Origin of the sequence: Burkholderia sp. LS-044 (genome assembly GCF_004803625.1) — a bacterium.
Lineage (GTDB): Bacteria > Pseudomonadota > Gammaproteobacteria > Burkholderiales > Burkholderiaceae > Burkholderia > Burkholderia cepacia.
Genome location: NZ_SSWO01000008.1, coordinates 306,955 through 320,694, shown reverse-complemented (window position 1 = coordinate 320,694; position 13,740 = coordinate 306,955). Strand labels below are relative to the sequence as shown.

Sequence of the window (13,740 nt, the reverse complement as noted above, 5' to 3'; positions counted from 1 at the left end):
CCGAGCTTACCGGCCGGTTTCGCAATAATCCTGAGCGCGACATGAATCGTTCTGAAAGCCGGCACCCGCCGGCGCCGGCCCGGCTTACGCGGCCCGATCCCGCGCGCGCTGCGCGTCGAGCAATGCGGCGCGAAACACGTCGGCCGGCTGCGCGCCGCTGACGACCGTCGACCCGATGCGCGTCGACGGCACCGACGCGATGCCGTCGCGCACCGCCGCCTCCTCGAGCGCGACCACCGCGTCGAGCCCTTCGCCGGACGCGAGGAATGCACGCACCGCATCGCCGGCCAGGCCGGCACCGGCCGCGATCTCGACCAGCACGTCCGCATCGCCGATATCGCGGCCGTCGCGGAAATACGCGGCAAACAGCGCATCGACGAGCGCGACGGCGCTGCCGCGCTGCTGCGCGAACCAGACGAGCCGGTGCGCGAGCCGCGTGTTCGGCGTGCGCGCGATCCGTGCGTGGTCGAACACAAGGCCCGCCGCGCGGCCGGCGTCGGCTACATGCGCGTCGAGCGCCTGCGAACGCGCCCAGCTGCCGAACTTCGCGCTCCGGTACGCCTTGCGGTCGATGCCGCCGGCCGGCATCGTCGGGTTCAGCTCGAACGGCACGAACCGCACGTTCACGGCGCCGGCCAGGCCGGCTGCTTCGATCGCCTCCGCGAGCCGGTGCTCCGCGATCCAGCACCACGGGCAGATCAGGTCGTAAGTCACGGTTACTTCGACGGGTTTCATCGTCATCTCCTGTACATTGCAGTCCGGAAGATAACGCTTGCGCGGCGACGATAGAATGCGAACGGCACGCAACGCATCGTTGCGGCCTGCACAAAGGCACAAAGACTCGAAGAGCACGACATGGACAAATTCTCCGCGCTGCGCGCGTTCGTCGAAGTAGCGGAAGCCGGCGGCTTCTCGAGCGCGGGGCGCCGCCTCGACCTCGCGGCATCGTCGGTGGTACGCGCGGTGGATGCGCTAGAGGCGTCGCTCGGCACCGTGCTGCTGAACCGCACGACGCGCCAGGTCACGCTGTCCGATGCGGGCGCGATGTACTACGCGCGCGCGAAGCAGCTGCTCGAGGAACTCGCGGAAGCCGACGCGCTGGTCTCCGATCGCGGCGACGAGCCGTCCGGGCCGCTGCGCGTGTCGGTGCCGGTCGCGTACGGCGTGCGCCGCATCGCGCCGCACGTCGCGGCGTTCCTCGCGCGCCATCCGAAGCTCGACCTCGACCTGCAGCTCACCGACGAACGCGTCGATCTCGTCGCGGGCCGCATCGACGTCGCGATCCGGCTCGGCGAAGCGGCGCCGTCCGCCGAAGTCGTCGCGCGGACGCTCGGCACGTTCCACCGCTACGTCGTCGCGAGCCACGACTATCTCGCCGCGCACGGCACGCCGGCCGAGCCGGGCGAGCTCGTCGATCACGCGTGCCTGCGCTTTCACTTCGGCGGCGACCAGCAGGCGTGGTCGTTCGTCGACGCGCACGGCACGGCGCAGGTGCGCGTTACCGGGCGCCTGAAATCGAACCACAGCGAAGTGCTTCGCGATGCGGCGCTCGACGGCGCCGGCATCGCGCTGCTGCCCGACTGGCTGGTCGAGGCCGACGTCCAGTCGGGCCGCCTGCGCCGGCTCTTCGAGCAATACGACGTGACGCCCGGCACGGCCCGCTCGGTCGTCACCGCGCTCTACCTGCCGACGCAGCGCGGCTCGAAACGCGTGACCGCGTTCATCGATTTCGTCGAAACGCTGGTGCGCGCGCCGCACTGAGCCGTCCGGCGGCGTGCCACGCGACGCGCGGCGCCGCGCTACCAGCCGAACTTCGCTTCGACGCCTACGTAGTCGGCATTGCGCGCGCCGAGCGCGCGGATCGAGTCGGCGATCTGGAAGTGCACGGCCTCGACGGCCAGCGCCATGTTCGGATTGACGAGCCAGTCCACGCGGGCCTGCGCATACATCCCCGTGTACGAACCGCCCTTGCCGGCCGTGCCGGGCACCGCCGACATCCCCTGCCCGTAGATCGCGTCGGCCGTCGTTTCGCGCCACTGGAAACCGACCGCGGTCAGCACCGTCACGCTGCTCGACGGCTTGAACGTCAGCGACGGCTTCACGTGAATCAGGTTGCTGTAGCCGGTGTAGCCCGCGAGCGTGAAGTAATAACCGTTCGGGAACAGCGGGTTGAAGGTGCCCATGCGTCCGTCGCCGGGATGCTTGTCGCCCGATGCGCCGTCGACCTGGATGCCGACGCGCGGCGTGCCCGGCGTCTTCGCGAACGTGTAGCCGCCCAGCGCGCCGAATGCCCACGCGCCGATCGTGTCCTGGCCGATGTGCCCGGTCTGGAGCATCGCCTCGACGTCCCAGTCGAACCCGCTGGACTTGCCCGCGTAGCGCATGTCGAACACGTCGCGCCGCTCGGTGCCGGCCCCCGCGACATAGCGCGCGTTGTCGCGCGTATAACGCGACCAGTACGCCGACAGGTCGCCGGGGCCCGTGTTGGTGCGCTCGACACGCACGCCGTCGAACCGCAGGTGCCGGTTCGACACGTCGTCGAACGCCGCGTCGTTGCGATACTGCACCGGGCGCGTCACATAGCCGATCAGCCGCCACTTGCCGATTTCGTAATCCGCCCACAGCGCGTCGAACGCCTGGCGCACGTTCGGGCCGTCGCGCACCGACACGAACCGTTGCAGGTCATACGCCATCTCCTGCCGGCCGATCCGCGCCTTGAACGTGCCGCCGCCGATCTGGTCGACATACGCGACGAACGCCTGCTCGATGTCGAACTGATCCTTGTCGACGGGCGACACCGTGTCCTTGCCGAACGGCCGCGCATCGACGAACTGGACGAATGCCTGGAAATGCCCGGCGTAACGCAGATCCGCATGCACCGTCGCACGCTGGATCACGTAGTTGTCGTCGTGCGCGGCGCCGAGCCCGAATAGCGGCGCGTTGTTCAGCTCGAAGCGCTCGCGCAGGTTCGCGCCGAGCGACAGGTAGGTCGACGGGTCGCCGCCGAGCGGGATGTACTTCAGCGCATCGCCCGGCTGGCGCGGCACGCACGGGTTCGCGAGCACCGACCAGTCCTCCTGCCAGCGGTTGAACAGCACCGTGGGCCGCTTCGCGGTACACGTCGTGCCGGCGGCCGGGGCCGGCGAAGCCGCCGAAGCCGCCGAAGCGGCATCCTCGGCTCCGGCCGCCGTACCCGCGTAGCCCGCGACGCCGCCCGCCAGCACGGCGGCCGGCAGCACGCGGCGCCATGCGCGCCCCATCGACCCGCGCTCCATCACTTCGACCGCGCGTGGATCTCGGCGACATAGCCGCCCGGGAACTGCACGAGCGCTGCATCGCGCCCGTCCGACGTGAACGTCGGCACCAGCACGGTCACGCCCGCGGCCTGCGCCTGCTTCAGCGTCGCGGCCAGGTCCGGCACTTCATAGCCGGTCATCTCGCGGCCGAACGGGTAAGGCAGATGGCCGTCGGTGGCGAGCACGGTCATCTTGCCGAAACCCGATTCGATGCGGATGCGGCGATACGTATCGTTCGGCCGGCCGATCTCGATGCCCGGCGCCTTGCGCACGTCGGACACCACCTTGCCGCGCGAGAACGCGACGAAGTCGTGCACCAGCTTGCTCGCGCTTTCCGGCGACACGTACACGCGGTTTTCCGGCACCGTCTGCAGCGGGTCGTATTTCGGCGCCTGCGTGTGCCAGTAGAGCTGCATGTTCACGCCGCCCGGCCAGCGGATGATCGCGTCGCGGCCGATCGGGTCGGGGAACGTGTCGACGACCACGTCCGCGCCGTGCGCGCGCGCCGATTTCATCGCGACGTCCATGTCGGTGACGAGGTAGCCGGTGCGCTCCTCGCAGAACGGATAGGGGATCGGCGTCTTGAAGCCGAACACCGAGATCGTGCCGGCCGGCGTGAACACGAGCTGCGACATCGTCTGGCTCGGCGTCGGCGTGACCTGGAACACGCCCTGCTTCGACTTGCTGCCGCCGAACGTCGCGACGAAGCTGTCGGTGAAGCGGTCGAAATCTTCCGGCGCGACGCACACGTGCGTCGTGTCGTACTGCGGGCCGACCGCGACGGCCGGCACCTTCGCGGACGTCGTCTCGAGCAGGCGCGTCTCGTCGGCATGGGCCGGCGCGGTGGCCAGCAATGCGCCGAGCACGGCCGCCGACGCGGCCGTCAGCCGCCATGCCTGTTGCAATTTCAGTGCGATCATCGGGTTCTCCTTGAAAGTGGCACGCGCGGCCACATGCCGCGCGCGCATTCAGCGTGACGTCGGCCGCTCGTCGGGCCGACCGGATTGATAGGCGAGGAAGCACAGCACCGCGAGCGGCAGCGCGAGCGCCCAGAACGCCGCGAACAGATAGGCCATCGCACCCGCGCCGGCGCCGAGCGCGAAGCCCGCGACCGGCGGCAGCGTGCGCCTCAGCCGCACGCGTGCGGCTTCGCGTTCGGCCGGCGCGGCGAGCGGCACCAGCCAGTCGAATGCATCGATCACCGCCTGCGTGACGTTGCCCGTCATCACCGTGTTGGCGACGACCGAGCGGGCCGTCAGCCGCGCGTGCGCGTTCTGGACGCCCATCGCCGCGGCGCCGAGGAGGCCGCACAGGATCGTCCTCGGCGCGTCGGCATCGGCGATCGGCGAGGCCATCACGCCGGCCAGCATGAAGCCGGCCAGCAGCATGGCCTGCAGCGCATACAGCGAACGCGCACGCACGCCGTGGCCCAGCTGGCGCATCCGGTGGTCGAGCACGCGCGCGACGACGATGCCCGCGATGAAGGACGGAAACGCGAGCCACTTGATCGCGAGCCCTTGCCCGACGCCGGCCAGGCCCGAGCCGATCAGGATGAAGTTGCCGGTGACGTGCGCGGTGAACAGGCCGAACAGCGCGACGAAGCCGAGCGTGTCGACATATCCCGCGATCGACGCGAGAAACACGTCCTCGCCGCGCACGCGGTCGGGCACGGCGCCCGCGGTTACCGGCTGCGACGGCATGACCCGGTTTCCTGGATGGTGGCGCCGGCGCCCGGCGAGATCTGATAACGCATGTTCCGCTCCGGTTGCGCCGACCGGCCCGGCTTGCCGACTGGCATCCGGCCCGTGCGGCGGTTCGGAAGCCAGACTAGTGAAGGCTGACCTTAATGTCATGGCGGCCGCCTGAATTTTTCTGAATCGGCGGCGGGCTCGCGTGGCCGGGGGGCCGGGCCGGCACGACGCGGTTTGCGCCCCGCACCGGCCCCGCAGCGCGCCGAAAGCCCCGCCGCGCGCGGCATGCGGCCCGTCAACCGTGCTATTTTTCGATCGATAGTTAACGCAGGCGCACCATCGGGAGCCGATGCATGACCGAAAGAAAACGCAGCACGCCGGCCCGCGAGCGCGGGACGGACGCCGACGGCAACGCCGTCACGCCGGGCCGCCGGCTCGCGCCGGAAGCGCGCGAGCGGCAGATCGTCGAGAAGGCGATCGAGCACTTCGCGACGCACGGCTTTTCCGGCAGCACCCGCGAGCTCGCGCGGCAGATCGGCGTCACCCAGCCGCTGCTGTACCGCTACTTCCCGAGCAAGGAGGCGCTGATCGACCGCGTGTACGACGAGATCTACACGTGGAACCCCGACTGGGAAAAACTGATCGGTGACCGCACGGTGTCGCTGCAGGAGCGGCTCGTCGCGTTCTATCGCGACTATGCGCAAACCATCCTGCGGCGCGAATGGATCCGCACGTTCATCTTCGCGGGGCTCAGCCGCGAGGGATTCAACACGCGTTACCTGTCGCGGCTGCGCGAACGCGTGTTCCTGCCGGTGCTGCGCGAGCTGCGGCACGAATACGACATCGCGACGCCCACCACCGAGGCCCAGCGCAATGCGGAAGTCGAGCTGGTCTGGAGCCTGCACGCGAGCATCTTCTATTTCGGCGTGCGCAAGTGGGTCTACGGCCTGCCGGTGCCCGACGATCTCGACACCGAGATCGAACGGCTGATCGACGCGTTCCTGCACGGCACGCCCGCCGCGCTGAAGCAGCTCACGTCGGACGCACCCGCGCGGCGGCGCCGGCGCGGCTGACACGGGTGGCGGGCATGCCGTGCGACGACGGTCGCATCGTCGTCCGGCATGTTCACGCTTGTGCGTCTTCGTCAGGCCCGCACGCGACGGGACGCCACCGGCCGAGCGAATCAAATGGGGATCGGCAACCGCCTGCCACGGCCGGCCCGTGACCAGGCAAGCCGGTTCCGGCCGTGCGCGCAATCACGCGAATTCAGAACAATTTATTCGGCGCGCCGCACGATTCGCCTATTCTCGAAAGGCATTTGCGGCCGCGCCGGTTTCGCGCGGGCCGAACCGAACAGCGACCGACCCATGACCCTCTCCATGCCTTCGATCACCCATCACACCGTCACCGCGAACGGCATCCGCCAGCACTACATCGACGCCGGCAGCGGGCCCGCTGTCGTGCTGCTGCACGGCTTTCCCGAGACCAGCTTCGCGTGGCGCTTCCAGATTCCCGCGCTCGCGCAGCGCTACCGCGTGATTGCGCCCGACCTGCGCGGTTACGGCGAAACCGACAAGCCGGCCGCCGGTTACGACAAGCGCAACATGGCGCGCGACGTCGCCGGGCTGCTCGACGCGCTCGGCATCGGCCGCATCGCGCTCGTCGGGCACGACCGCGGCGCGCGCGTCGCGACGCGTTTCGCGAAGGACTTCCCCGAGCGCGTCGACCGGCTCGTCGTGATGGACAACGTACCGACGCGCATCGTCGCGCAGAACATGACCGCTCAAACGGCGCGCGCGTACTGGTTCTTCCTGTTCCACCAGGTGCCGGATCTGCCCGAGGCGCTGATCGCCGGCAAGGAAGCCGAGTGGCTCAGCCACTTCTTCTCCGACTGGTGCTACAACCCGCACGCGATCTCCGGCGACGCGTTCGACACCTACGTGCGCGCGTACCGGCGCCCGGGCGCCGTGCGCGGCGCGCTGGCCGACTATCGCGCGAACGCCGAGGACGTGCAGCAGGATCTCGTCGACGCGGACGTCAAGATCGCGTGCCCGACGATGGCGCTCTGGGGCGAGGATTTCTACGCGGTCGGCAAGATGTTCGACATGAAATCCGTGTGGGAAAGCATGGCGACGGACCTGCGCGCCGAGCCGATCGCACAGTGCGGGCACCTGCCGCAAGAGGAGCAGCCGGAGCGCGTGAACGCGCTGCTGCTCGACTTCCTGCAGCACTGGGAAGGCTGATTCGATGCGCACGCAACGAACCATCGGGAGGCAGGCAGCATGAACGACGTTTCGGGCCCGCTGGCGGTTGTGATCGGCGGATCGGTGGGCGGGCTGTTCACCGCCACTTCACTGCGGGCGGCCGGCTGGCGCGTCAAGGTCTTCGAGCAATCGCCGAACGAGCTCGACAGCCGCGGCGGCGGCATCGTGCTGCAAACGCCGATCGAACGCGCGTTCGCGTTCGGCGGCGTGCCCGTGCCGCACGATGCGGGTGTCGATTCCGGCGACCGGATCTATCTCGACGCGCACGACCGGATCGTGCAACGCCTGGCCATGCCGCAGACGCAGACCGCGTGGAACGTGATCTATACGGCGCTGAAGCGCGCGCTGCCCGCCGGCGTCGTGCATGGCGGCGTGTCGTTCGAGCGCTTCGAGCAGGACGGCGAACGCGTGATCGCGCACTTCGCGGACGGCCGGGTCGAGCCGGCCGACCTGCTGGTCGGCGCCGACGGCGGCCGCTCGAACGTGCGCGCGCAACTGCTGCCCGATGCGCGGCCCGCGTATGCGGGTTATGTCGCGTGGCGCGGGCTCGTCGACGAGCACTTGCTGCCGGCCCCGGTGCTCGACGTGTTGCGCAACCGCTTCACGTTCCAGCAAGGCGACGCGCACCTGTTCCTCACCTATCTGGTCCCCGGCCGCGACGGCGCGATCGAGCCGGGCAAGCGGCGCGTGAACTGGGTCTGGTACCGGCGGCTCGCACCGGCGAGCCTGCCGTCGCTGTTTCTCGCGCGGGACGGCACGCAGCGCGACGGTTCGCTGCCGCCCGGCGCGATGCGCGACGACAACCGGCTCGAACTCGTGGACGCGGGCCGCCGGATGCTGGCGCCCACGCTCGCCGCGCTCGTCGACGCGACGCAGGCGCCGTTCGCGCAGGCGATCCTCGATCTCTCGGTCGAGCGCATGGCGTTCGGCCGTGCGGTGCTGCTCGGCGACGCGGCCTGCCTCGTGCGGCCGCATACGGCCGCGGGCGTCGCGAAAGCGGCGGAGAATGCGGTCGGGCTCGCCGAGGCGCTGCGCGGCGTCGTGCACGGCCCCGCGTTCGACGCCGCGCTGGCGGGCTGGGAACGCCGTCAGCTCGCGACCAACGCGTCGCTGTCCGACCTCGGCATCTCGCTCGGCACGCGGATCATGGGGCGCGCGTGACCGTCCGGCGGTGCGCGCCGCTCCGGTCGATCGCGCATGCCGGCCGGCCCGTCACGCGTGGCGCACGACGATATCCCACGCGGTATGACACGCCTGCCCCGGCAGCGTCAGCGCGCGCAGCACCACCCGATCGCCCTGCTGCGTCGCGACGCTGAACTTATGCGGCGCCAGCAGCGCGACCGTCGCGCCGTTGTGCTCCAGTTGCAAGCCCGGCGCCGCAGGCTGGCCGCTCAGATGCGACAGCCAGATGTCCAGCACCAGCCGGTCGCGCGTCACCGCGAATTCGACCGTGTGCGCCGCCCACGCATTCAGTGCATGGCCCTGCGGGTTGCGGAACGACGGCCCCGCGGCCAGACGCGGCACGTTCGCCAGCACGTCCTCGTGCGCGGCCAGCACCGACAACCCGCTTGCGACGAAGCGTTCGGGCCGAAGCAGGCCGGGATCGGCCGGCTGCGCCCGCTTGCCGGCCTCGGGCGCCAGCGCGAACGCCTGCCCGAGCGCGATCGCATGCTCGGCATGACGCGCCAGGTAGCGCCAGTGATTCAGGAAGCGCACGTCGCCCGTCATGTGCAGGCCACGGATCGGTTTGCCCTGATGCTCGAGCACGATGCGGACCGCGTCGAAATCGTGCCGCTCGTGCAGCCCCCATTTCGTGACGAAATTCTGCTCGCAGCCCACGAGCCGCACGTGGCCGCGGCCGCCCCACAGATGCAGGAAGGTCGTGTCCAGCCCGTAGATCGCCGCGAAGTCCTGGCCGATCCTGCCGGCCTGTTCGCGGACAAACCGCGCGAATCGCGCCCAGGGCTCGCGGCCGCCGACCACGAGCCCCGCCTGCAGCGGCTGCCCCAGCCGCTCGAGCACGTCCTGCACGCACTGGTGGATCAGCGCGTCGCGCCGTTCGCCGATGAGCGGCGTCATCACGAACGCGCAGAAGTGCGCATCGGGCGCGACGTGAAGGGCGTCGTCGTGCGGCACGACGTCGAAGATGTCGAACCGCGGCCCCGGGAACCAGATGTCGGCATCGTAGAGCGCGAGCGTCTGCAACGCCGGATCGGTGTCGAAGATCGCGGCCGCGGAGATGTAGCGGTCCCAGGCAAGGTCGCCGACGCCCGCCGCCGCGTACACCTCGATCCCGTTCGCGCGCAGCCGCTGCTGCTTCTCGTCGGACAACCCGTAGCCGATAACGCCGATGCGCCCCCGGTAGTCCGTCGCGCGCAGCGAGACGATGAACGGGATGACCATTTCGTACCAGGCCTGCGTGTTGTCGTCGATCGCGAACGCGACGAGTTGCTGGCGGTCGGTCTCGTTGTTGTCGGACGTGTTCATGCGTGTGGTGAGATTGGTCAGTCCGTCGTTCCGATCGGTCCGGCTGCCGGTGTTCCTTTACACGCGACGCCGATTATCGGAAGGCAGTCGAATACCCGTTATCGTCATACGATTGCGAGCGATATCCATTCGGCGGCAGCCCCGTTCGCCGGGGCCGTTCGCCGGAAAATGGATGCTCGATTTTTACCACGGCGCGATATTCCCGCGCGACCTGAAAATGCGTCGCGATCCGGAACATTTGTTAAATAGCTTGAATGACCGACAACCGGCCGGCAATTTGCCTTAACATCCGGCCGTCATCTCGACTGACGCCGATCACGGTTGACCGACCCTGGACTCCGGCCGTGGCTTTCATTTTTCAGGTGCCTGAACGGGGCACCGATTTCATCCGGACGCTACGACCGATCATGTTCCAGACCCCGGGAGATTCATTCGTCAACGGCTCGTTGCTGGGCCTGTGCGTCGAGGTGCCGCTCGCCGCGCTGGTGTCGCTCGCCATGCACGGCGTCGACTGGAACGGGCAGCGCATCGCGATGCTGATCGCCACGCCGGTGCTGCTCGCCTGCATTGCGCTGCTGACCCGCCCGGTCGCATTCAGCACGGTGTGGAAGCACAAGCGCTCGCCGTTCGTGCTCGACGACAACGTGCGCGCGTCGATCTACGGCCGGCTCTGCGGGATCGCGCTCGGGCTCGTGTTCGGCATCATGGTCGCGACGACGTTCGCCTGATCCCGCCGAACCGGCGCGCCCGACGAAACCTGCGTCGGGCCTGAAGCCGCCGGGTCACGAGCGCGTCTTCCCGGCGCATCGCGTCACGCCGACGCCACCAGCGTGTTGAACGACGTATCCCACAACGGCGCGACATTCGCCGGCCCATCCAGCACGCCGATCCGCGCGAACACATCCGCGACCTGCTGATGCTGCGCCACCACGTCGGGCGTCACCGGCAGCAGCGCATAGTCTTCGCTGCGCTGGTCGAACATCGCGACGAGATCGGCCACCGGCACGCGCGTCTCCTGGTTCTGCACCCGCGCGTAGTCGCCGAAATGCCCGTTCGCCCACGCATACGCGCGCCGGAACCGCAGCAGCAGATCGCCCGTCGCCGCACGACGGCGCGCATCGTCGAGCGTGCGCGGGTTCGCGTACACCGGGAAATTGCCCGACAGATAACCCTTCCCCGTCTTCAGCACGCGCGCCCCGTAGCGATTGCGCGCGAGCTGGCCGTTGTAGCCGTAGATCGCCCACGCGTCGATGTCGCCGCGATCGTAGGCCGACAACCCGTCGGTCGGCGACAGGTTGATCGGCTGGATGTCGTCGAAGCCCAGGCCCGCTTCCGTGAGCTGGCGATACAGGAAGTAGTGCGACGTCGTCGCGCGCACGTAGCCGACGCGCTTGCCCTTCAGGTCCGCGATGCTGCGGATCGGCGTGTCCTTGCGTGCGAGCGTGACCTGGTTGTTCAGGTCTTCGCGCACGCGGGTGATGAGCCGGACGCTGGCCTTCTGGCGCGCGGCGAACACGGCCGGAATTTCGCTGCCCGAACCGATATCGAGCGCATCTGCATTGAGCGCCTCGATGTGCAGCACGCCGTTGTTCAGTTCGCGCCAGTCGATCCGGTACGGTGTGTCGCCGAGGCCGGCCGCCTGCAGCAGCGCGCGCCAGCCGCCCTTGTAGGTCGCGACGCGCAACGTCGTGCCGGCGAGATCGGTGTTGACGGCCGGCGTGGCGAACGCGGCCTTCGCGGCGAACGGCGCCGCCACGGCTGCGGCGCCGGCAAGAATCAGGCGGCGGCGTGCCGCCGACGTTGACGCCATCGAATCCTCCTGTCGATCGGTTGCGAATTGAGCGGAAGCCCGCACGGCTGCATCAATGCAGCACCGGGAACCCGTGGCGCTCGGCCAGCAGTTCGAGGATGCGGCGCGCGTCGGTGACGAACCGCACGTCGCCGAGCGTCTGCGCGTCGTCCGGCGCCGGCTGGTCGCGACCGAGCACGAGGACCGGCAAGCCCTGGTGCGCATCGTCGAGCGCCTCGATCACCGCGTGGCGCGGCCGCTCGAAGCCGACGCGCTTCACGTCGATGCGGCCGGCATGCTCGGGCGCGCTCGCCAACAGCCCCTCGATCGACAGTCCGTGCGGACAGACGAAACGCTGGCCCGGATGCTTCGGATCGGCAAAGCCCGGTTCCAGCAAAAACAGTACATCGCGACTCATGTCAAACGGCTCCCGTGTTCGTTGTTCAGCCGGGACGCATGCGCACGTCGGCGCAGTCATGGTCCCGGAGCAGGCCGGCCCGCGGCCGGATGCCCGACTCTACCGTTGCGCGTCGCACCGCCCTACCAACGTTTTGAGAAATCGATATGCCGGCGCGCGTAGCGCATCGATCGTGCGCCGCACAGATGGCCGTTGCGTAAATGCATCGCCCGGTGCATCGCGGACATTGCGGATATCGAACCATTTCATCGATCGATATGACGGCGGCCGCGGGTAGCCGGCGCCCGACGTTCGCCGTTCGAGCGATGCGTTCGCCGCAGCAGGGGTGCCGGACGCGATCGCGACGCACATGCCGGACTTGCAGCAATGCACATTACAAATCGGCCGCGCAGCGATTTACAAACCACGGATCGACCGTTCGCCGGTTCACCCCGCGTCAATAGCATCGTGCTCCTTACAGTCTTACTCATAAAAACAGAGGAAAGTCATGATCAAAAAAACGGTGGTCCTGGGTTTGGTTTCGATCGGTTCGGTCAGCGCGCATGCGCAGAGTTCGGTCACGTTGTACGGCGTCGTCGATGCCGGTTTCGCCTATACGAACAACCAGGGCGGCGCGAGCAACATCCAGCAGACGAGCGGCAAGCTGAGCGGCAGCCGCTGGGGCCTGAAAGGCGTGGAAGATCTCGGTGGCGGCCTGCAGGCGGTCTTCACGCTCGAAAGCGGGTTCCGGCCGAGCGACGGCGGGCTCGGCCAGGGCGGCCGGCAGTTCGGCCGTTCCGCGTACGTCGGCCTGGCCAAGTCCGGCATCGGCACGCTGACCTTCGGCCGCCAGTACGAGCCGATCACCGATCTCGTCGCGCAGTACTCGGGGTCCGGCTTCTGGTCGCCGGCCACGCACGTGGGCGACAACGACAACATGAACCAGAGCTTCCGCCTGAACAACGCGGTGAAGTTCCGCAGCGACACGATCGCCGGCTTCACGGCCGACCTGCTCTATGCGTTCAGCAACCAGGCGAACGGCGGCGCCGGCACCGGCTTCTCGAACAACAATGCGTGGGGCGTGTCGGCGAACTACGTGAACGGGCCGCTGTCGGTCGGCGGCGGTTACGTGCGACTCAATCACCCGAATGCGACGTCGAACACGACCGGCGCGGTGGGCGGCGCGACCTCGACCACCGGCAACGACTACAGCGGCGCGTTCTTCTACGGGCTGAACGGCGGTGTGCTCAAGCAGCAGATCGGCGTGGCGGGCGCGAACTACGCGCTCGGCCGCGCGACGCTCGGCTTCGCGTGGAGCCACACGCAGCTCAACTATCTCGACGGCTCGTCGCGCAAGTTCAACAACTACGACGTGAACGCGCGTTACCAGATCACGCCGGCGGCTACGCTGATCGGCGTCTATACGTTCACCGACGGGCGCGCGAGCGGCCTGCCGGGCACCGGCGGCCAGACGCTGAAGCCGCGCTGGCACCAGTTCACGCTCGGGTTCGACTATGCGCTGTCGAAGCGTACCGATATCTACGTGTCGGGCATCTACCAGCTCGCGGCCGGCGATGCGAGCACGGCGACGGCGGGCGGTTATCGCAGGATCGCGGCGATCTCGAACATCGGCAGCGCGTCGTCGACGAACCGCCAGGTCGCGCTCGTCAGCGGGCTGCGCGTGAAGTTCTGACGGCATGCGCAGCGGGTGCGGTGCGATGCGGTGACGCGCGATAAGCAAAGCGGGAATCGTTGTTTGCCGCGCCGTGCCCGGTTGCCGAGAATGTGCGTTTCCCGTGCGCTGCCCGCAGGCGCG

Annotated in this window: 13 protein-coding genes; 6 read left to right on the top strand and 7 right to left on the bottom strand. The window is 68.8% G+C overall.

Going from position 1 to position 13,740, the window contains the following annotated elements:
• Positions 1 to 84: 84 nt before the first annotated feature.
• Positions 85 to 735 carry a DsbA family oxidoreductase gene (locus E9536_RS22525; RefSeq protein WP_119336824.1) on the bottom strand — a complete coding sequence of 217 codons (651 nt, stop codon included), beginning with the start codon at positions 733 to 735 and terminating at the stop codon, positions 85 to 87.
• Positions 736 to 855: 120 nt separating this feature from the next.
• Between E9536_RS22525 and E9536_RS22520 the strand changes: the two genes are divergently transcribed.
• A complete protein-coding gene (locus tag E9536_RS22520; RefSeq protein WP_027792612.1) occupies positions 856 to 1,761 on the top strand; it encodes a LysR family transcriptional regulator in 906 nt (301 codons plus the stop codon).
• 38 nt (positions 1,762 to 1,799) lie between these two features.
• Here the strand turns inward: E9536_RS22520 and E9536_RS22515 are convergent, their stop codons facing one another.
• Genes E9536_RS22515 through E9536_RS22505 form a run of 3 tightly spaced genes read right to left on the bottom strand, consistent with a single transcriptional unit; the run spans position 1,800 to position 4,996 of the window.
• Positions 1,800 to 3,260, bottom strand: a complete 1,461-nt coding sequence (locus tag E9536_RS22515) for an alginate export family protein (RefSeq protein WP_136470675.1) — start codon at positions 3,258 to 3,260, stop codon at positions 1,800 to 1,802.
• 14 nt (positions 3,261 to 3,274) lie between these two features.
• Entirely contained in the window at positions 3,275 to 4,216 is a 942-nt protein-coding gene (locus E9536_RS22510; RefSeq protein ID WP_027792610.1) for a glyoxalase, read from the bottom strand.
• Between the two features lie 48 nt (positions 4,217 to 4,264).
• Positions 4,265 to 4,996 carry a YoaK family protein gene (locus E9536_RS22505; protein WP_136470674.1) on the bottom strand — a complete coding sequence of 244 codons (732 nt, stop codon included), beginning with the start codon at positions 4,994 to 4,996 and terminating at the stop codon, positions 4,265 to 4,267.
• A 344-nt stretch (positions 4,997 to 5,340) separates the two neighbouring features.
• Between E9536_RS22505 and E9536_RS22500 the strand changes: the two genes are divergently transcribed.
• From E9536_RS22500 to E9536_RS22490, 3 genes are all read left to right on the top strand, one after another.
• The gene (locus E9536_RS22500; RefSeq protein WP_027792608.1) at positions 5,341 to 6,060 is read left to right on the top strand and encodes a TetR/AcrR family transcriptional regulator; all 720 of its coding nucleotides are present in this window, start codon (positions 5,341 to 5,343) and stop codon (positions 6,058 to 6,060) included.
• 294 nt (positions 6,061 to 6,354) lie between these two features.
• Positions 6,355 to 7,230 (top strand): alpha/beta hydrolase, encoded by an 876-nt coding sequence (locus E9536_RS22495; protein ID WP_027792607.1) that lies wholly within the window; start codon positions 6,355 to 6,357, stop codon positions 7,228 to 7,230.
• A gap of 39 nt (positions 7,231 to 7,269) precedes the next feature.
• Positions 7,270 to 8,412 (top strand): FAD binding domain-containing protein, encoded by a 1,143-nt coding sequence (locus E9536_RS22490; RefSeq protein ID WP_136470673.1) that lies wholly within the window; start codon positions 7,270 to 7,272, stop codon positions 8,410 to 8,412.
• Between the two features lie 51 nt (positions 8,413 to 8,463).
• Here E9536_RS22490 and E9536_RS22485 read toward each other — a convergent pair whose 3' ends face one another.
• Positions 8,464 to 9,738, bottom strand: coding sequence for a hypothetical protein (locus E9536_RS22485; RefSeq protein ID WP_136470672.1), 1,275 nt, complete (start codon positions 9,736 to 9,738; stop codon positions 8,464 to 8,466).
• 407 nt (positions 9,739 to 10,145) lie between these two features.
• Between E9536_RS22485 and E9536_RS22480 the strand changes: the two genes are divergently transcribed.
• Positions 10,146 to 10,466: a hypothetical protein gene (locus E9536_RS22480; protein WP_027792604.1), complete on the top strand. Its 321-nt coding sequence runs from the start codon at positions 10,146 to 10,148 to the stop codon at positions 10,464 to 10,466.
• An 83-nt stretch (positions 10,467 to 10,549) separates the two neighbouring features.
• On the opposite strand, the gene E9536_RS22475 is transcribed toward E9536_RS22480, so the two are convergent.
• Positions 10,550 to 11,548 carry an ABC transporter substrate-binding protein gene (locus tag E9536_RS22475; RefSeq protein ID WP_060084561.1) on the bottom strand — a complete coding sequence of 333 codons (999 nt, stop codon included), beginning with the start codon at positions 11,546 to 11,548 and terminating at the stop codon, positions 10,550 to 10,552.
• 52 nt (positions 11,549 to 11,600) lie between these two features.
• Positions 11,601 to 11,945 carry a DUF3088 domain-containing protein gene (locus E9536_RS22470; RefSeq protein ID WP_027792602.1) on the bottom strand — a complete coding sequence of 115 codons (345 nt, stop codon included), beginning with the start codon at positions 11,943 to 11,945 and terminating at the stop codon, positions 11,601 to 11,603.
• Positions 11,946 to 12,432: 487 nt separating this feature from the next.
• On the opposite strand from E9536_RS22470, the gene E9536_RS22460 reads away from it, so the two are divergent.
• Positions 12,433 to 13,617, top strand: a complete 1,185-nt coding sequence (locus E9536_RS22460; RefSeq protein ID WP_136470671.1) for a porin — start codon at positions 12,433 to 12,435, stop codon at positions 13,615 to 13,617.
• Positions 13,618 to 13,740 lie beyond the last annotated feature (123 nt).